This window comes from Chryseobacterium sp. FR048, assembly GCF_056844665.1.
On sequence record NZ_JBXDSE010000006.1, the window covers coordinates 283,680 to 301,938 of the forward strand.

17 protein-coding genes and 11 tRNA genes are annotated in these 18,259 nt (G+C 37.8%); 1 reads left to right on the plus strand and 27 read right to left on the minus strand.

From position 1 onward, the window contains the following. Window positions 1-37: 37 nt before the first annotated feature. From AC106K_RS17990 to AC106K_RS18115, 26 genes are all read right to left on the minus strand, one after another. Window positions 38-1,051 carry an RNA ligase, Rnl2 family gene (locus AC106K_RS17990; protein WP_482446844.1) on the minus strand — a complete coding sequence of 338 codons (1,014 nt, stop codon included), beginning with the start codon at window positions 1,049-1,051 and terminating at the stop codon, window positions 38-40. 4 nt (window positions 1,052-1,055) lie between these two features. Continuing rightward, window positions 1,056-1,619 carry a DinB family protein gene (locus AC106K_RS17995; RefSeq protein WP_482446845.1) on the minus strand — a complete coding sequence of 188 codons (564 nt, stop codon included), beginning with the start codon at window positions 1,617-1,619 and terminating at the stop codon, window positions 1,056-1,058. Then, complete coding sequence (locus AC106K_RS18000; protein ID WP_482446846.1) at window positions 1,619-1,990, minus strand: cyclic-phosphate processing receiver domain-containing protein; 372 nt, start codon at window positions 1,988-1,990, stop codon at window positions 1,619-1,621. Before AC106K_RS18000 ends, AC106K_RS17995 begins: the two co-directional genes overlap by 1 nt. A 4-nt stretch (window positions 1,991-1,994) precedes the next feature. Further along, on the minus strand, window positions 1,995-2,780 hold the full coding sequence (locus tag AC106K_RS18005) for an ATP-grasp domain-containing protein (RefSeq protein ID WP_482446847.1): 786 nt from the start codon (window positions 2,778-2,780) through the stop codon (window positions 1,995-1,997). Between the two features lie 13 nt (window positions 2,781-2,793). Then, the gene (locus AC106K_RS18010) at window positions 2,794-3,570 is read right to left on the minus strand and encodes an ATP-grasp domain-containing protein (protein WP_482446848.1); all 777 of its coding nucleotides are present in this window, start codon (window positions 3,568-3,570) and stop codon (window positions 2,794-2,796) included. 191 nt (window positions 3,571-3,761) lie between these two features. Then, window positions 3,762-4,247, minus strand: a complete 486-nt coding sequence (locus AC106K_RS18015) for a ribonuclease H-like YkuK family protein (RefSeq protein WP_185288943.1) — start codon at window positions 4,245-4,247, stop codon at window positions 3,762-3,764. An 89-nt stretch (window positions 4,248-4,336) separates the two neighbouring features. After that, window positions 4,337-4,409, minus strand: a tRNA-Phe gene (locus AC106K_RS18020). 62 nt (window positions 4,410-4,471) lie between these two features. Then, a tRNA-Leu gene (locus AC106K_RS18025) sits at window positions 4,472-4,545 on the minus strand. Between the two features lie 392 nt (window positions 4,546-4,937). Beyond that, window positions 4,938-5,009: transfer RNA gene (locus AC106K_RS18030), tRNA-Glu, on the minus strand. Between the two features lie 81 nt (window positions 5,010-5,090). Next, window positions 5,091-5,174, minus strand: a tRNA-Tyr gene (locus AC106K_RS18035). Between the two features lie 488 nt (window positions 5,175-5,662). Then, window positions 5,663-5,736: transfer RNA gene (locus tag AC106K_RS18040), tRNA-Ile, on the minus strand. 5 nt (window positions 5,737-5,741) lie between these two features. Beyond that, a tRNA-Glu gene (locus AC106K_RS18045) sits at window positions 5,742-5,813 on the minus strand. 6 nt (window positions 5,814-5,819) lie between these two features. Beyond that, window positions 5,820-5,891, minus strand: a tRNA-Pro gene (locus AC106K_RS18050). A 68-nt stretch (window positions 5,892-5,959) separates the two neighbouring features. Beyond that, window positions 5,960-6,030 (minus strand) — tRNA-Asp (locus tag AC106K_RS18055). A gap of 9 nt (window positions 6,031-6,039) precedes the next feature. Then, window positions 6,040-6,113 (minus strand) — tRNA-Lys (locus tag AC106K_RS18060). 7 nt (window positions 6,114-6,120) lie between these two features. Next, window positions 6,121-6,194: transfer RNA gene (locus AC106K_RS18065), tRNA-Ile, on the minus strand. 9 nt (window positions 6,195-6,203) lie between these two features. Further along, window positions 6,204-6,271 (minus strand) — tRNA-His (locus AC106K_RS18070). 576 nt (window positions 6,272-6,847) lie between these two features. Further along, window positions 6,848-6,976 (minus strand): penicillin-binding protein, encoded by a 129-nt coding sequence (locus AC106K_RS18075; RefSeq protein ID WP_185288944.1) that lies wholly within the window; start codon window positions 6,974-6,976, stop codon window positions 6,848-6,850. A gap of 138 nt (window positions 6,977-7,114) precedes the next feature. Next, a complete protein-coding gene (locus tag AC106K_RS18080; protein WP_482446849.1) occupies window positions 7,115-7,372 on the minus strand; it encodes a hypothetical protein in 258 nt (85 codons plus the stop codon). 279 nt (window positions 7,373-7,651) lie between these two features. Further along, a complete protein-coding gene (locus AC106K_RS18085) occupies window positions 7,652-8,671 on the minus strand; it encodes a soluble NSF attachment family protein (RefSeq protein WP_482446850.1) in 1,020 nt (339 codons plus the stop codon). Continuing rightward, a complete protein-coding gene (locus AC106K_RS18090) occupies window positions 8,664-10,358 on the minus strand; it encodes an APC family permease (protein ID WP_482446851.1) in 1,695 nt (564 codons plus the stop codon). The genes AC106K_RS18085 and AC106K_RS18090 overlap by 8 nt, the downstream gene beginning before the upstream one ends. Further along, entirely contained in the window at window positions 10,348-12,723 is a 2,376-nt protein-coding gene (locus AC106K_RS18095; RefSeq protein WP_482446852.1) for a hypothetical protein, read from the minus strand. Before AC106K_RS18095 ends, AC106K_RS18090 begins: the two co-directional genes overlap by 11 nt. Further along, complete coding sequence (locus AC106K_RS18100) at window positions 12,714-13,457, minus strand: hypothetical protein (protein WP_482446853.1); 744 nt, start codon at window positions 13,455-13,457, stop codon at window positions 12,714-12,716. Before AC106K_RS18100 ends, AC106K_RS18095 begins: the two co-directional genes overlap by 10 nt. Continuing rightward, window positions 13,430-14,563, minus strand: coding sequence for an AAA family ATPase (locus AC106K_RS18105; RefSeq protein WP_482446854.1), 1,134 nt, complete (start codon window positions 14,561-14,563; stop codon window positions 13,430-13,432). Before AC106K_RS18105 ends, AC106K_RS18100 begins: the two co-directional genes overlap by 28 nt. 13 nt (window positions 14,564-14,576) lie before the next feature. Beyond that, window positions 14,577-15,158, minus strand: a complete 582-nt coding sequence (locus tag AC106K_RS18110) for a hypothetical protein (RefSeq protein WP_482446855.1) — start codon at window positions 15,156-15,158, stop codon at window positions 14,577-14,579. Next, window positions 15,145-15,777: a hypothetical protein gene (locus AC106K_RS18115; protein WP_482446856.1), complete on the minus strand. Its 633-nt coding sequence runs from the start codon at window positions 15,775-15,777 to the stop codon at window positions 15,145-15,147. Before AC106K_RS18115 ends, AC106K_RS18110 begins: the two co-directional genes overlap by 14 nt. Window positions 15,778-16,524: 747 nt before the next feature. Here AC106K_RS18115 and deoD point away from each other — a divergent pair. Continuing rightward, window positions 16,525-17,235 carry a purine-nucleoside phosphorylase gene (gene deoD, locus AC106K_RS18120; RefSeq protein ID WP_047096511.1) on the plus strand — a complete coding sequence of 237 codons (711 nt, stop codon included), beginning with the start codon at window positions 16,525-16,527 and terminating at the stop codon, window positions 17,233-17,235. A 226-nt stretch (window positions 17,236-17,461) separates the two neighbouring features. On the opposite strand, the gene AC106K_RS18125 is transcribed toward deoD, so the two are convergent. Continuing rightward, window positions 17,462-18,247, minus strand: coding sequence for a TatD family hydrolase (locus tag AC106K_RS18125; RefSeq protein WP_482446857.1), 786 nt, complete (start codon window positions 18,245-18,247; stop codon window positions 17,462-17,464). Window positions 18,248-18,259: the final 12 nt, after the last annotated feature.

The following is an 18,259-nucleotide window of genomic DNA, read 5'->3' on the forward strand; positions in this document are numbered from 1 at the left end:
ACGACAAAAGTTTTTTATTCGCTGAATTATATCCAACCTACGCTTTTGCTTCAATTAATTCTTCTTTAACAATGTCGATCACTAAAGAATTCAACTTCTTGTTGATTCTTTTATGCTCTTCTTTCTCAATAACAGTGAAAGCAGCTGGGAAATCTTTTTCAAAATCCTCCAAAATATCCTTTGCAAAAAGGCCAATTACTTTTCCTACCATTTTAGGTTCAAACTCACCTATTTTGCTCAAAACGTTATTCAGACGGTTTACGGTCGCATATTTATGGATTTCTTCCCAGGTATTCTGAGCTGTTTCGCTGAAATGGATTTGTTTCTGAACGGTTTTCTCCTGTTTTTTAACCATTTTAGACTTTTCGATCCATTTTTCATTCTTGTTTTTCAGAATGACTCTTGCACCGTTTCCAAAATATCTGGTTTTTAAAGTCTTGATGATGGTTCCTTCACACATATTGTTGAGCTCCGGAAGCCCAAACCAACCCGGAATTTTTGAATTGAAAACATTGGGAAACTTCAACGCTTCTTCCAAAGTTCCCTGAAAAAGGGTTTTTGCATAGAAAAATCCTGTCTCTTCAAAAATATCATTGATCACTTCTGTATCCAGATAGGTAATCCCGTTAAGCTTAATATCGAAGGCATAAAAGTCATTGTGAGGTGCATATTCTATTCCTTTCTGCACTTTCACAGCGTCTTTTACCGGTTCTACTTCTTTATGTTTGTAACCACCACCGAACAATTCACCGTAGATCACCACAGTTTCAACATCCGGATGCATGGTTTTTACTTTTCGGAACACTTCTATTACATTTTTTCTGTAGCGTTCCAAAATCTGATGTGCATTGAAAAATTTTTCATCTTTCTCGATGAAAGCGGTTCGCTTGCCGATCTTAATCTCTTTTCCATCGGTAAAGAAAGAGAAATTGGCACCGTGAACTTTTTCCTGCACGATGAAAACCTCATCCCCTAAACCCTGTATTCTGATCTGATCGATCACGCGGGTCTGATAAGCATTTTCTATGGAGTTATATGTTTTGAAAATCATTTCTTTAATTTTTAAATTGTTCCCTTTCGTTATTTTCCATCTGGGTAAGATGTCTCTGAGCATGAAGGGAGAGGAAATATATGTATTCGTACACATTGATTTTCCCCAGTTCATTCACCGTCATTGTCGTTTTGCAAAGAAGTCCTTCTCCATTTTTCATGATGTTCAAATAGTTTAAACATTGATGGTATTGCTGAGCAATTAAACTTCTGATTTCACTTAACTTCAATTCTCCTTTCGGTTCCATATGTTCCGGTCTTATCCATTCAAAGGCTCCGTGTTCACCTACTTTTTCAAAATGTTCTTGATCGAAACTGTAGTTTTTTATTTCAGATTCCAGATCAAGATCGAGGGAATTCCGCATTGCTTTTTTCGCCCCTTTATCAATCAGGATAAGCAGATAGAAATTTGTAAGATAGATATGTTCTAAAATCTGCTGAACCGTCCAGCCTCCATTTGAAGGCTGATAGTTCAATGTATTTTTATCTTTTTCACACCACCTGTCAACTTCGTCGAAGCTCAATTTCAGATGGGTTTTAATATTCTGAATTACTATAAAGATGTCCATTACCATTTTTTAAAGTTCTCCAAAAGACGGATAATATTTTCTTTTCCTACAGGATTCATAGAATGGCTGTAGAATTTTGGCAGGTCCAGATAGTTTTCCATGCAATATTCTGTAAGCCATTTGGCACAATCGTAGCCTGTTTTTTCTACAAATTCTCCGGTATCCGGTTTCAGATAATGTTCATCAGCAAGGTCATGGTCAAAAGAGATCATTTCCGGAAGACCTTTTTCCAAAATCCTGTTGACAAACTGCTCGTAATTCCGAACGATATGCCAATCGCTTCTGAGGAAAATATCCTGTTTGGTATAATGATAGGCCTCAATGGGGTATCTTATATCATCCAGAAACAATAATCTTTTCGTTATTTCCATTGTTTTAATTTTTATGAATCCACTCTGCTACAGTTTCCAGAAAGTGTAGTCTTACTTCTTCAAATCTTGTGATATTCGGAATATGATTGATCTCCAACAGATGTTTTGTTCCATCTTTCTGAACGATATAATCATTGGCAATCACCGTCATTCCTATCTTTTCTTTTAAAGTTAAAGTATCTTCCAAAAGTTCAGGATCAATCTCCATAAATTGGGCGTTATCAGGATGAATTGATTTCAGCCATGTCCCACCTTCCAGTTTTATCTGCCAGGATTTTCCGCCAATATGTAAAACTCTTACGGCATCTCCTTCAAAATAAGGTTCAAGAACTGCGTTCTCCGTACTTTCCCAACTTCCTGTAAACTTATATTTATTCTCACCACAATGCCAATTGCCCCATTTCGCGACCAATTCGGTTTGTGTATTTACATAAGCTCCTTTGGAGATAAATCCTCTCTGGGAATTAAACTTTGAATATTTCATCGCTTTGGCCAGACAAGGGATCTTGAGTCTGCAATCCAGCATGCCATGAGCATCAGGAAAACTTGGGCCATTCCACAAGGCAAGACCGGCAATAAAATCCAGATCATCTTCAAAAATACCGTGATACACGATTTTGTCTACCGGAAGCATCCCTACTCCCTGTGCTTTTTCTACGTATAATGTTCCGTCTACAACTTTTATTTTCGGAATCGACTGATGCCAGATCATAAGGCCATCATAATGTTTCCTTATATATTCGTATTCTTGTTCGTGTAAGCCTACAACGGCTATTCTATTATGAGTCATGTTGTTATTTTTTCTATTTTGAAAAGTAGATATTCAATGCTTTGATCACACTTTTCACGTTGGTATTGGGATAAAATCCTGAACTGTTGATACAGTTGACCTCAACGATCTTCCAGCCTTCATCGGTTAAACAAATATCCATTACAAAAGCTTCTTCAAGATTGAAAAGCCGGATCATTTCATTGGCAAATCTGAACCCGTCATCTGAAACTGTTTCTTCAAAGGGTGCCTGATCATTAAATTTATAATATCCACCATCGATGATCTGCCCGCCTACGATCCAAAGCCTCGCTTCTTTTATGGTCTGTTTGGCTTCTGAAATCTGAACCAGAGATTCTTCTGTAATTCTATTCGCCGGGTTTTCCAATGCTTCAAAAACAAAGTCTTTCCATTCTGATTCTGTGAATACTTTTCCTGTGAAGATTTTCGCTTCTTCATAAGGTTTGATGAATTTCACCTCCCCTTTTTTCCAGTTCAGCTGTTCAGAGATCTTATAAACGGAGATTGTATGATTCAGAAGATGTTCACCATAATACTGAGAATATACCTCATACAGGTGATTACCTCCATAAAAAGAACCCGGAGACCAGTCTGAATACTGCTTTGCCAATCTTGCAATAGTCACCGAACCATATACGAAAACATCTTTTCTATCTGTTTCGAAATCTATTTTTTCTGCAGTTGGCGGAATATTAATGACCTCATAGTCAATATTCAAGTCTTCCAATGCATCAAAAATTTTATAATGTTCGGGGTCTAAGTATACATTAGCCTGAATTAAAAAAAACATGGTTACTTGTTTTTAAGGTTCTTTTATTTTCTTTTTACAATATCTGACAGTTCCAGCTTTGCATCTTCAGGAAATCCTGAAAGACCGGGAATATCGTTGTATTCTAAAGCTGGAAATTGGAGGTCTGAAGCTGGAAGTTTTTAACATTGTATAATTTACTTCCTGCCTCCAGCTTCAGGCTTCAAATTATTTTATACCATCATATCAGCACAATTGGAACTTGCGAATGCAAAAGGTTTTGCTTTAAACACATATCCCATTCCCAGAATGTATCCCATTGCATCTTTCAATGCGACATTGGATTTGAAATCCGGATCGGTATTAATGTCTGCGTGTACCTCCATTTCCACACCATAAGTATCCAATACAGAACAGATTGCATAGGCAATTTCTACGGATTTGTTGACTTCATTCAACATTCTCTCCTTGATGCTGATACTCTGTATTTCTCTTTCTTTTCTGATAAAGGTAAACGCTCCTTTTCCTTCACGAATGAATACTACTGCCGTAGCATAATTGATAGCTTCTCCATATACGTGAGAATCTGATCCCACACATACTTTCAGACGGTGTCCGCTGGCCTGTTCGCGAATAATGGCTTTTTCTACCAGTTGTGTGATAGGGTCCTGGAAAATTTTTCCGTTCATGTTCTGCCATGTTTGTTGTTGCGTTTCCATTTTTTCTACATGTTTTAAATTTTGTTTTAAATTAATTTGTGAATCGTTAATTCATTTTATGGTCAATTTCAAAAATTCACCACTGATTGCGGAACAGACAGGAATCGAACCTGTACCTCTAGTTTTTCAGACTAGCGTGCAGACCTGCTACACCACTCTTCCTTGCCTGAGTAACCGTTGATAAATACTATCGTAATTACTCATTGCTTATCATTTATGTTGAGTACGGGAAGAGGGATTCGAACCCCCAAAACCTTGAGCCTAAATCAAGTGTGTCTACCATTTCCACCATTCCCGCAGTTTTTATGCATCATGAATAATCGGTAATGAGTAATTTGAATATTACGGTTTGTAATGATGATCCTCATTACTGATTATTGATCATTTTAGGGCTGAGAAAGCTCTGTCTCTATTTATAAACTATGCCTGCTTTTGTTTGTAAAGATCTTCTGCGCTTGACAAATCTTTCTCTTTTCCTAAATTGATGACTGATCATAGGTGATCATTTATTTTTTGCCTTCAGAAAATAAAAAGGTCGTCTCTATTTTTATTGACTAAAGATCTTCTGCGCTCGACAGACCTTTTCTTTTTCTTATTTCTTGTGAATGGGAACTGGCCAATTTATTTTTCAAATTTGAACTTTCATGGTATTATTGTCAATTTACGATTGACCAGTTCTTTCACATCCAGTACTCTATAAGGGAATCGAACCCTTTTTTTCTGCTCGAAAGGCAGGCGTCCTGACCGTTAGACGAATAGAGCATAAAACCTACTGACTAGGAATCGAACCTAAACAACAAGAGTACAGTTCCTGCATGCTGCCATTACATTATCAGTGGTATGTGGAAGTAGTAGGATTCGAACCTACTCAGCAATGAAGCAACAGATTTACAGTCTGCCCCGACTCTCCAACTTCGGCGTACTTCCGGATTTTACGAATGGATATTTCTCCATTTTTATTTCTCCTGTTTTTTAAAAAGAAAAGGCCTGTCTGTATTGAATGTTTGGCTAAAGATCGTCTGCGCTCGACAGCCTTTTTCTTTTGTTAATAAAGGATATTTCATAAGAGGAATATGGTCTGCCAGTACCTTATTTAACCTCCGATTTAGAGATGGCTATGGGATTCAAACCCACTCAGTTTTCACAACGGTGTTGCAGACCGCCCCGACTCTTCCACTTCGGCGAACCATCAGATTAAAAAAATAAAGTCTGTCTAAAATTGTTTGATATAAGAACTTCTGCGCTCAACAAACTTTATTTTTACCTAAAATTTTATAAATGATATTTTTTATTCTAACTGCTTTTTTGGAGAGATAAGAAAAAGCCTGTCTGTATTTTTCGTGTTTGGCGTAAAGATCTTCTGCTCTCGACAAACTTTTACTTTTTCTCCTGAAACAATTAACATTTAGTTACTGTAATTCCGGAAGGACTCGAACCTTCAACCTTCGGCGTATCAGACCGACACTCTAACCACTTGAGCTACGAAATCATTTGTATTCCATAAGGGAGTCGAACCCTTGTCGTTCGGTAGAAAGCCGAATGCACTTACCACTATGCTAATGGAACCAATAGTCTGGAAAGCAAGATTCGAACTTGCGACCTCCCGCGTCCAAGGCGGGTAAACAACCACCGTTATCTTTCCAGTTTGGCAGATTCACTTCAAAATTCTTTTCCGGGAGACAGCCGGAGCGTTATTTTTCTATGAACCTTTGCGGTCTATGCGAGAATCGAACTCGCAGTGCCCAAGAGACAGTCGGGCAGGTTACCATTACCTCAATAGACCTTTATTTTGTAACCCCAGAAAGATTTGAACTTTCAACCCCCGGTTTAAAAGACCGGTGCTCTAACCATTTGAGCTATGAGATTTTATCTGTAATCCCAGAAGGATTCGAACCTTCAACCTTCGACGTATCAGGTCGATGCTCTAACCAATTGAGCCATGGGATTTTATATTGTTGGGTATCTCCGGGGATCGAACCCTGTTCTCCAGTTCCACAGACTGGCGCTTTACCAAATAAGCTAAAGAAACCATAAAAAAAGCGCCTCTTTTTGGGAGGCGCTTCATATATTTTAACGTAAAAGATCATTAGCTGACCCACGTATATAAGCACCTTTCATCCACAATTTCACTATCAAGAATACACAGCTTCCCTACCGGCTCTTGTCCGAATAGTTCTGAATATTGATTGAATATGTTGTGTAATTGTTTCATTTTATTTTTTGTTTGTTTCTAAATTATTTTTAAATGAATCCTGAAAACTTGTTGCTTTCAATTTTCGGTTGCAAAGTAAATATGAATTTTTGAAATCCGCAAATAAATTTTCAAAATAAATCACTGAAAATCAGCTAGTTATATCTTGTTTTTAGAATAAGAAGATTCTGTCCGCAATACTTTGCGGATTCCTTAAATACCTAAATGACTGTCTCTCACTGGGTTACTTATCACTATCTATTGGCTTATTAATTGTTCATTTTTATTTAAAAAATTTTCATGTTTATGGTTATTTTTTTTCGTTCTAAATAATTTCTGACCTAAAAAACAAAAAACGCCTCGAAAAATCGAGGCGTTTCTGCAATATTTTGATTAATTTTTTACGAGTTTACAGTAAATAATTTCCAAAGTCAGCACATTTCGCCTCATTCCATATCATTCCTTCATATCCGGAAAACCCTTTAGTAGAAGGACTTCCTAATAGTTCTGCATTGATATGTGCTCTTTGTATTGTCATAATTTTCTGGTGCAAAGATAAATATTTTTTGTATTATTTTATCATTTTCGCAAGGTGTGGGAATAAAAAAATGGCTTATAATCGTTGTTTCTTCGTTAAATCAGAAGTAGGTTGACCTTGCCTTTATTAGCTGCATTATCATTGATCCATTTCTTCATCGAATAATTTTTCAAGTTCTGGTAACAGGCTTCCCTGGTAATCATACAGACTTTTGAATTCTGACGTTGCAATCGTAACGACCTCTTTAGCCTCCATCAGAGAGAAATCAGGAAATATAGTTCTTATTTCTTTTACTGCATGTAAAGGCGTCTTACCTTGCGACACCATTTCCTGTACAATTTCAAAAGGATTTTTATGGTCATATTTAAAATGAAGATATTTTGAGGTATTATCCATTTTCAGTTTTCTTTTGGTATTAAATTAAAACAGTTGACCTTGATTTTAATGCAAGGTTCTATTTTGCGAATGTTTTATTTTAGGGGGCAAAGCATCCGTTGAAATTGCTCTGATGAAGCATGGGATTGCTTAGCCATTGATTATTTTAAATTTTGGCTAAAGCCAATGGAAGGTTTTTATTTTTTTGTCAGGTGGGCTAAAGCCCACCCCTATTGATCCAGCCAAGCAAATATTGAACTTTAGCGACAAGATCTTGTATCTTGTATCTTGTATCTATCATCAATTCCTAAACATTTTATTCCTTCCCGTCTTAAACCTCGAAATATCTTTCAGGATCACCTCATCTTCCGGATTAAAGTGTTTCAGCTCATTGATGATCTCTGAGCGGGTTTCTACTTTCTCGGAAATAATCTGATAGGCAATATTCCGGGTTGTGGTCTGCAGTTCAGGAGATTTTTTAAATTCATGTTTCATGGCATCCAGATAAATAAGCTTTTTGTGAGCCGGAGTTTTTTCATACAGATCCCGGATTTCTGATGTGAGTTTTTTCATATCAAAAATATTGGCGAAATAATTATTCAGACAATTGAACGGATCTTTATCTTCTTCCCAGCCTTTCAATAAAACTTTTTGGGCCTCTTCTGCTTTTTCCATTTTTTTGCGGTATACGAGGGAAGCTTTTACCATCTGATTATTCGTAGTATAGTCATCAGCCACCATCTGATAGTAAGTATGGGCATTTTTAAGGTCATTGATTTCTTTATAGAGATCGCCTACTTTCTCTTTCTGCTCCATTTCTTTGTAAAGGTCGATGGCTTTTTTATATTGTTTTGCTTTTTCGTAGCAGGCTGCGGCATCAGATTTATTTTTCAGCTTTTTAAGATATACTACCGCGGCCTCATTATAAAACCCACCGGCTTCCAATGTTTTTGCTCCTCTGTAGTTATCCTGAAGCAGATTCATATAGACTTTTGCTGCTTTTTTATAGTCGTTTTCGGCAATATATTTTTCGGCTAGTTCTTCGTATTTACTCCGGATTCTGTCAAAAAGGGAGTTTTCCAGATAAAAGCTTCCTCCACCGGATCCTTTTTTTCCTGCATTTCGTTCGTTTCGTTCTTTATCTTTTAAAGAAGTGATGACAAGAAGGATAATAAATGCTACGATTAAAAAGATAATCAATGTTCCGACAACACTCCAAAAGCTCTCATGAAACAGTTGGGCTACAATTCCGATGATCTTAAACATGGCCAGAAGTACAAAGGCCGCCATGAATTTGTCTATAAATTTCTGTTTATTCATCTTCGTCGGAATTTAAAATGGTTTTATCTTCTCTAAACAGTCGGTAAAGCAGCAACAGCACACAAATGACCAGAACCCATACAAACCAATTGTATCCAAACATCTTCACCAACGGATAAAACAGATACACCAACATTGCCACAAGTATTGCTATTAAAAGTATTTTCACCCAGGCAGGAACGTCATCTCCACCGAGGTTTAAAGATTTATTTTTAAAGAAGAAGGAATAAAGTCCTACTGCTGCAATCATCAGTATTACCATATACAGAATATCTGAAACAGGAGCCTTTTTTTCTAAAGGTGTGCCTTCTGAATCAATAGCTTTTACTTTGGATCGGTCTATGGATGCTGAAGCAGGATCTACAATATCTAAGGTGCCATACAGTTTTCCCAGAGAGTCTTCCATGAGAACCTGCTTTCTTTTCAGCAGATATTTCACCACATCACCGTTTACAGGCTTTCCTTTGGTATATTGCTTCAGGGAATCCGAAATTCTGCGTTTCAGTTTCTCCGTTTTCTGTTCAACATGCTTTTTGATTTTCTTTGTGTAAATGGTCTTTAAAGAATCCCGACTTTGCTTTTCTTTGTTGACAAGTGTTTCAATATCTTTTCCTATTTCAGCCACTTCTCTTCCACCTGCTTTTTTATAATTTTCTTTTTCTTCTTTGGTTTTGGATTCAATGATTCCTGCATTAAGCAATTCCTTAGACAATCCTTTTCTTTTCTGATGATATATTGAATCGATCTTCAGATCAATTTCTGAGGTTCCGGACTGAAAAGCTATCATATCTGCAGGTGCTTTTACAGCATTGGCAGCTATTTTTCCCGAAGAAGGGCCTGTTTCCTCTACAGAATTTTCTTTTTCTGACGGCCATACAATCCTGGCAATAATGACAACCACAATGACTGCCCAGAATAGTCTACGGAAATTTTTTGTTCCTGCGCTCTCCGGCCCATTTCCCGAATTCCTGCCAAACAATCCTTCCAACCATGTGAATTTTGCAAAGCCATCTCCCCTGGAAGTTCCCATAATATCTAATGGAACGCCCAGTTCTATTGCTCGCTCAGGATATTTTTCGATGTATGCCAGGTACTTTTCAATTTCTTTTTTATTCCCTGCCATCACTTTTTTCAGATCAAAGGGCAGATTGTTCATCCACTCTTCTTCGGTTTGCCTGGATTCTAATGTTTCCATTACTTTATCGTCATCCATTTCCACCGTATAACTTTCTATTTTCTGAGGAATGGAAACCCCATTGAGAGGTTTTCTGATGGTTTCTTCGATCTTTCCCGGTTCCTCAATTAATGACATCCAGTCTATTTCTTCAGAGAGTTTTACCAATCCAAATTCGGGATGCATAATGATAAAACGGGCATCAAGCTGCTGCCAGTCCTCAGGATTGATCTTAGGATAAAATGTTGTATTTTCTGGAATAAAAAGTCGGTCATCTACACACTGAAAGTAAGCATTACGTCCAATCTCCTGCGGAATCTGGTGATGAAAAGCGAGAAAACATCCGTATAATGTGTTCGGGCTGTCTGCCGGAACAGCATAAGACATGACCTCATCTAAGCTGATACCAAGCATTTCCATTTCCTGAAGCCACACCAAAGGAGAAGAACCTTTTATCAAAAGGCCTTTTCGGGGATATTTATTTTTCGGGAAAGGTTTGATTCTAAGCTCCATAATCCAAAATCTGTTCTATAAATGCTTTTAAAAACCGGTCACGCATCTCATCCATTGTTTTTACTTTTAACAGGGAATGTTCCGGAAGATAATATTCTGATCCGCCAAATTCAGTATAAGTAGCCAATGAAAGAAGCCCACCAAGGGTAGACGGGATAAAAAATTCTTCAATGCTTTTATTACTGCTCGCCAGCCTCAGTATTCCCCGGGAGTCTGCAATAATTTCGCTTCCATCCGGGAAGGTAAATTTATTTTTGTTCTGTTCCGCAAAAACCTTTATCTCCTGTTTATTTTTAGAAAAGTCTAACCTGTTTTCTTCAGAACTGTAAAGCCGATTTCCGGAAATGACCAGATCTTTATCTGTATTGATTCCAATTCTATTGAAATTACTGATCATTTTCAATCCGCTTTGGTTCAGTTTGGCAACTTCAGTTTCTACTTTTGTATGGTTTTTATCTATTTCTTTATCCTTCCCGGAAATGGTTTCTACAGAAAGATTTCCTTCTATATTGATCTTGTACAGTAAAGGATTAGCATGTTGATGCAGGTAAAAACTTTTACCAAAATAGATCAGCTCATAGGAATTCGGAATATTCATCCCGGTAAGGTTCTGCTCGGAATATTCTTTTGTATTCAGGTTAAGTTTAGAGATCAGCTTTTTGCCAGGTTGGTACTGACAAAGTATAAAATGCTGCTGCCTGTTCTTCGCCAACGCAAACTGACCACTCGGCTTTATGGAAATATTTTCAAATAAAACTTCACATCCGTGAAAGGTTTTATAATAGTCATAAGAATGCCTGTCATAATAATTATCTGAAAGGTACGTTTTCAGAAGCTGTTTTTTTGAACTTAAAATAAAGAACTCTCCTTCATATAAAAATTGGGCAACCTTGTTAACAGGTGTCGGGAACAGGATCGGATAGTTCAGCGGAAGGTTGGTTTTCTTTCCGTTGAAATGGCTCACCTTCTGTTTCTGTTTGGGCGGATTGGCCCATAATTCCCGAAGTGGCAGTTTTATTTTCTGAATATGCTTTCTGGCTCCTTTATCGTGTTTATAAAAGTTAATTTCGCCATCTGAAGCAGTTGTTACCAAAAACTTAAGTCTGTCTCTGTTTTCATGAACTACTTTTTGTATTTTTTCATCCGCCATATTTTCCTGATGGGTAATAAAAAACACTTCAATATCTTTCTCAGTATGTTCTTCGTTAAAGAATTTTTCCAATGCTTCTGAAACCTCCAGAGCCGGGCTTACCTGATTGAGATTTTCAATCACCTCTTCTACTTTGTCGAGCGACATGGGAACAGCCGCCTGCCCCAGGGCAATAACCTTACATTCGGAATGCGCTTTAGGGTGCTTGATCACCGCAATGGCAGAAGCAAAAGCCAATACTTTTGGTGTTCCCCAGTTTCTAAGGGAAGTATCGATCAGGATTATTCTTTCAAAAATATTTTCTTCAGGGGGGATTTCCCTCTGAATGTATAGGGCTTCATTATTGGCCACCCGGCTCATGAAAACGTCATCTTCATTGGCAAATTCTGAGAGCAGCATTCTGTTGAAATCTCCTTTGTTGGTCATATCTGATATTCCTCCGATAGGCTGTTCCCCGGGAGAAAGATGACGCATAGGGATTTTCAGACCACTCCAGATCCTTTTGATCAGGCTTCCTACCTGAAAAGTTTTAGGTTCTTCGATCAGGTCCCGGATAAAGTCTTTATCTGTATCCACCGTTGTTTCCTCCTCTATCACTTCATCATCCACCTCAGGTTCTTCAATAAACCCTTTCATGGCATCAATGATGGATTGTACGGTCGGAAATTGTTCATTCTTATTCAGAATTTTTAAATCTCTGTACAATATGGAAGCATCGGCCTGCTTTTTTTCTGCGCTTTTTGCTATTTCGTAAGGTCTTTTATAATACCTATTCAAGGCCGCTTCTGCATGAAGCGGAGCTATTTTAGAGCCATGACTAAAAATAGTCTGTAATAATACGATTCTGTTTTGCCCCTGTTTATAAACTTTAGGAAGTGATTTTATTTTTTCGAGAAACTCAACAGCGCCTTCTGTATCAAAATCGAAATTTTCTTCATTGTAAAAATTGGCTGTACGCCCCAGAGGTCCTGCAAAGTCTGTATACCCATCCTGCATGGCATACAAAACCATCAGCAATACCCCAAAAACAGGCCATCCCTGCGGTTGAAGTTCTTTCAGAATCTCCATCACGTAAGGTCTGTAGGCAATAGCCCCCACCCCAGGTACTGCGAGGAGGTTATATTCATTGTATCCGGCATCACCGGGAATATCTTCATCAGTTTTCCATTCCCAGAAATAGTTTTGGTAGGATTGGAAATAGACTTTTAATTCCATTCGTTTGATTTTTCAGTAAGACGGAATGAGCTTATGGAAAGCGGCCGGAAGTCAGTATTTTTTATTAACAGACAGTTTCCGTTTTTATCCCATATCAGCCATCCTTCCGATTCTTTATTATATTTCTGCTGCAGTAATTTGCTTACATTTTTAAATTCAAAATCAAATCCTGCAGGCAACAGATGCCCATCTTTGGTCCAATGCGTTTTCCCTGGCAGGCTTAGCAAAGGTGTTCCCAGGAACAATGCCTGATCTCCCAAAAGGGTCCATTGTATTTTTTCAAGCTTAAATTTCGGAATGGCAGCCATACTTTCTCTGATCTCCGCAATAGTGCTCAGTAAAGCCATTACCGGTTGCTCTTCTTCACTTTCCTTAAGGTTCACCTGAACTTTTTCGCTGATTCCGAAATAATTATTGTTAGAGGCCGAAAATGTCAGCCGCAGCGCCTTATCAATAGGCATCCAAAGCAATGCTGTTCTAATTTTTCTACTGGGAACCAATGCTCCTTTCCTGAACAAAAGGCCATCCCGTAATTCGTACAATATAAAATCCGGCAACTGCTGCAGTTCTGACGCCACAGCCTGTTCTTCCGTAAAACCTTTCAGCCAAAGGGTTTCTTCATCGGTGGCAATCTGAACGTTCTTCCAATCTCTGATGGAACCCAGAAAGTCTTCATCAGCACGGGGAAGTTCTGCCCAGAATTCTTTTATACGCTTTGAAGGATCTTCTGCCATAAGCTTTCAATTTCTTGCTGGATATATTGTTTCTGATCCTGATTTCTGATCCAGTCACAACGGGTCTGCAGGTATCTCAGTTTGTCTTTAATAACGTTTTGCTCTTCGAAGCTCAACATTCCGTCATTCCATTTGTCTACAAGGATTTTCACATCTTTCATCACTTCTTCCGGATTCGGTGTTTTATTCTGCATAGCCTGTGGATGTGAATTCGGATGATCGTCTTTTTCAATGGTTCTGTTGATGATTCCCTCCAGAATTTCGATCTGTTCTTCCGTATCCCAGATATGTTTCAGTACCCAAAGATCAGAAAGTACAGCTTCATTTCTTCCACAGATCAGGGCACTGGCTGCAATCAGGTTCTGAAGTTTTACGGCTCTACGGTCAGAAATTGCAATTCCTGTATTCCTTAAACTCATAATGGTATTCAGATATACTTCATAGATCGGTCTAAGGTCTACGGTACGGCAAAGCTTCTGAAGTTCCCGGATATCATCTGCATGAATTTCCGGCACTTCCGTTTCTTCTTCGTTCTCCAGTTTTCTTCCGGCTAAAAGTACCTGATGCAGTAATTCAGGATTGACATAATCTACGTTGATCCTTACCAGAAAACGATCGAATAATGCATTCAGTGCTTCGTCTTCAGGAAGAACGTTACTTGCTCCTACAAACATCAATGCCGGCAGATGTTTGGTTTCTTTTCCTCTTTTGAAGATCTTTTCATTGAGGGCTGTCAGAAGTGAGTTCAGAATGGCAGAATTGGCATTGAAGATTTCATCCAGAAATACCATAGACGCTTCCGGCATCATTCCTTCTGTATTGGTAAGAAGTTCTCCTTCTTTTAATTTTCTAATATCAAAAGGACCAAAGATTTCGTTGGGTTCGGTAAAACGGGTCAACAGGTATTCAAAGTTTTTACCATCTTTAACGGTTTTTGCCAGGGTTCTTACAATTGCCGATTTCGCTGTTCCCGGAGGTCCGTACAAAAAAGCATTTTCTCTTGCCAAAAGACAGATCCCAAGCAGATCTACCACATCATTTTTTCCTACGAAAGTATCTTTTACGTAGCTAAGAACTGTATTGAGTTTATTGATATTCTGAGTCATTGATATTAAAAAATTAAAAATTCCACCATTTTTTCTTTTGTGATTTTTCCCCTTTCTCTTTTTCTGCTTCCTGATTTCTTTTGTTGAAAGAGAAAGCCAGCCTCTGATAAAGGGTTTTAATATCAAAATAGACATCCGTTCCATCCTCCAGTCTGAGAACATCCAGAATCTGGTCTCCCTCTTTCACCAGCCTTTGGGATACATCCTGTTTATTGAAATGCTGTCTGATCAGATCTCTTTCATCGGAAATCCGTGTGATAATATAAGGTGAATCTTTGGTTCCCGCCCCTGTTTTTTCGATACATTCAAAGAGGGTCTCCACAATCATCATTTCTATGTTTTTTGCTTTTTCATTTTCCAGCTCTTTATAAGCGAAATATTTATAAATATGAGCGCTGGGGCTCAACAGGATATTGATATTTACATATTTTACAACCTCTTCATATTTTCCACTGTTTAAAAGATCCAGCATAGTTCCGGTATCGTCTGAATAGGGATCATATTCCGGATTGTTAATGATCAGTTCCCTGCATTTCAGAAATGTTTCTTTGGTAGGGTCAGTTAAAAATTCAAATACTTTTTCATAAGTTTCCATGTTCTTCGGCTATTGTTTTTAATTCTCTCCAGAATGCGTCTTTATGCATTCCGAATTCGGCTATTAGTAGTTTATTGATCAACGGAATTTCCGCCAGTCGGTAGTCTTTTTTTTCAACAATTCTTTCCAGATATAATTTTCGGTAAGTGGGATCTTTAAGTTCAGCCTCCCAATTTACAGTTTTCAGGTCAAGGTCATATCCTATTCCTGAGTAATGAAATTCGGTAAGAATATTTTCAAGTATTGTAATTAAAGGATCTTCCGGATCCACCGCATTCAGGGAAAGAATGATCTGCGGTAAGAATCTGAGGGAAAGGTCTGCAGACAAAATGGAAGATATATCCCTTTTTGCTTTAAATCCTGGAACCAGTTTATCAATGTTTTTTGCGGTATTTTCTCTGATAAGATAAAGCTGGGCACTATGATACAGAACTTTAGCAGCCCAGACTGCAGCCTCTTTGTTGCAGGTAAGCTGATCCGATAAGAATTCAAGTCTTTCTTTTTCGAATTCTGCCTCGAAATAATCCCCCACCTCCGACTCTTCTTTTGAGGAAATTTCCTGCAAGTTGGAGAAAAGGGTTATGCATTCATTCTTTCTGAGCAGAAAGATCGTGTCCAAAAACGGTGATTTGGTTTCCATCATCTAACAAAAATAAAACTATTTCGCTGAGAATAAAATTTTTAAGGCCAGGATTGGTGTTAAATGATGATTCTTCGTGAAGAATTTTAGAAAGAGATAAAAAAATAATGAAAAAGAGTGTTTTTATGGATGAAAATCGGGTTGGTTTAGATGGGGTTGTAAATGGATATTTTAAGCAGGTTGGGAAACGCAGGGGCGCAAAGGGGGTTTCTTATAATGCGTATATTTTTAGGATGCAAGAAGATCGGGGATTTTGAGTATGAGCTACGCTTATTTTTTGCCACGAATGCACGAATTTTTTCTTTTATTCGTGCATTAGTGGCAATTAAAATGGTTTTTAAGAGGTTTGTATTGGAGTGAAAATCAGTGCGTTTAATAAATTTGTGATAGGTTCTGTTATTTTTAAACCGTCTATGAAAACCTACCAGGCTTTTGAAACCTGTTAGGTTTAGGAATTTCCCCCTGTCATTATTTCAATCTGGCATCCATTATTTAAGCTTAAAAAACAGGAATCAAAATTTTCGACAGGATTGTGGTATTTGCTATACTATTTTCTTACTAATAGAATATGAAGTTTTCAAAAGACTTGGTATCTCTTCATATTTAAAATACTTATTGATACCATTTTATGCATTGTATCGGGTTTATATTGCAGCACCCTTTCACTCCTCATAATGAGAAAGACAATCTAAAAGTTATTATATTTGCCTCATTCAAAATAACATTATGAGTATTCACATCAGTGCAAAAAAAGGTGAAATTGCCAAAGTAGTATTACAGCCGGGGGATCCGCTTCGTGCACAGTATATTGCTGAAAATTATTTAGAGAATGCCAAACTGGTAAGCAAAACCAGAGGTATCTTTTATTATACAGGACTTTATAAAGGTAAAGAGATCACTGTAGGAGCCAGTGGAATGGGTTTTCCGAGCATCGGGATCTATTCTTTTGAGTTATTTACAGAGTATGAAGTAGATACAATCATCAGAATCGGGACTTGTGGTGCATACAATACAGACCTTAAGCTTTTTGATATTTTAAATATTGAAAAGGCTGCCAGCGAAAGTACTTATGCTAAATATGCATGGGGAATTGAAGATGAAATTCTTTCTCACCAGGGGAATATCTTCAACACAATCAACGAAACGTCTAAAGAATTATCATTAAACGCTAAGGCTATCAACATCCACAGTAGTGATATTTTCTACAGAAAAGATCCTGAGACTCCTGCTATTGCTACAAAATACAACTGCCCTGCAGTAGAAATGGAAGCTTTTGGATTGTTTGCCAACGCACAACATTTAGGAAAAAATGCAGCTACGATCCTTACGGTAACTGACATTATCCCAACTCATGAAAAAATTTCTGCTGACGAAAGAGAAAAGGCTTTGAATCCGATGATGGAATTGGCTTTGGAATCGGCGATTAAGAGTTTGTAGAGGAAAGGGTGAAAAGGTAAAAGAGCGAAGAACGCTAAGGGAGCTAAGAAAGCGGAGAAGGCGGAGAAGGCGAACAGGATGAAGGAGGTGAAGAGGGTTGAGATGTAGAGGAAGGTGATGATGGTGGATGGCTTAGACTGCTTGTTTTTACAATAATTTTAACCTTTTTGCAGTTTTGCAATTTTGCAATAAAAAAAGAGCTTTACTGTATCAGTAGAGCTCTTTTTTATAGCCTGAAAAAATTTCGGGTAGTTTCTGTAGTTTCGTCAGCCACTTCGGAAATACTGAGTTTCTTCAGATGGGCAATGGTCTGCGCTACATAAGGTAAAAATGAAGGTTCATTCCGCCTGTTCTGCATTCTGGGCATATTCTTCGGAAGCATGAAAGGGGCATCTGTTTCAATCATCATCCTGTCGAGCGGTACATATTTTATCACTTCTTCCAGATGCTTAAATCTTTTCTCATCACTGATCGCTCCGGTGAAACCTAAATAAAATCCTTTATCCAGATATATTTTTGCTTCTTCCAGTGTTCCGGTAAAACAATGCACTACGGCTTTTGGTAATTTTGAAAGGTATTCATCCGTGATCTCATTAAATTTTTTGAATGCCGATCTTTCATGAAGGAAAAGCGGTTTATCAACTTCTATTGACAATTCAAGCTGAGCTTTATAGCATTTTTCCTGAATGGGTCTTGGTGAGAAATCACGATCGAAATCAAGACCGCACTCTCCTACTGAGATTACATGATCCTGCTTCAATAATTTTCTAAGCTCATGGATACTTTCTCCGTTAAAAGATTTGGCATCATGAGGATGAATTCCTGCTGTTGAAAATAAAATTTCAGGATAATCTTCCGCTATTTCAGCTGATTCTTTACTTCCTCTTACGCTTGTGCCTGTGAGAATAATATGATCTACTCCGTTGTCCAGGGCACGGTTGATAATTTCTTCGTGTTCGTTATAGAACTGTTTATTGGTCAGATTAATGCCAATATCAATATATGTATTCATTTGTTTTTCTAT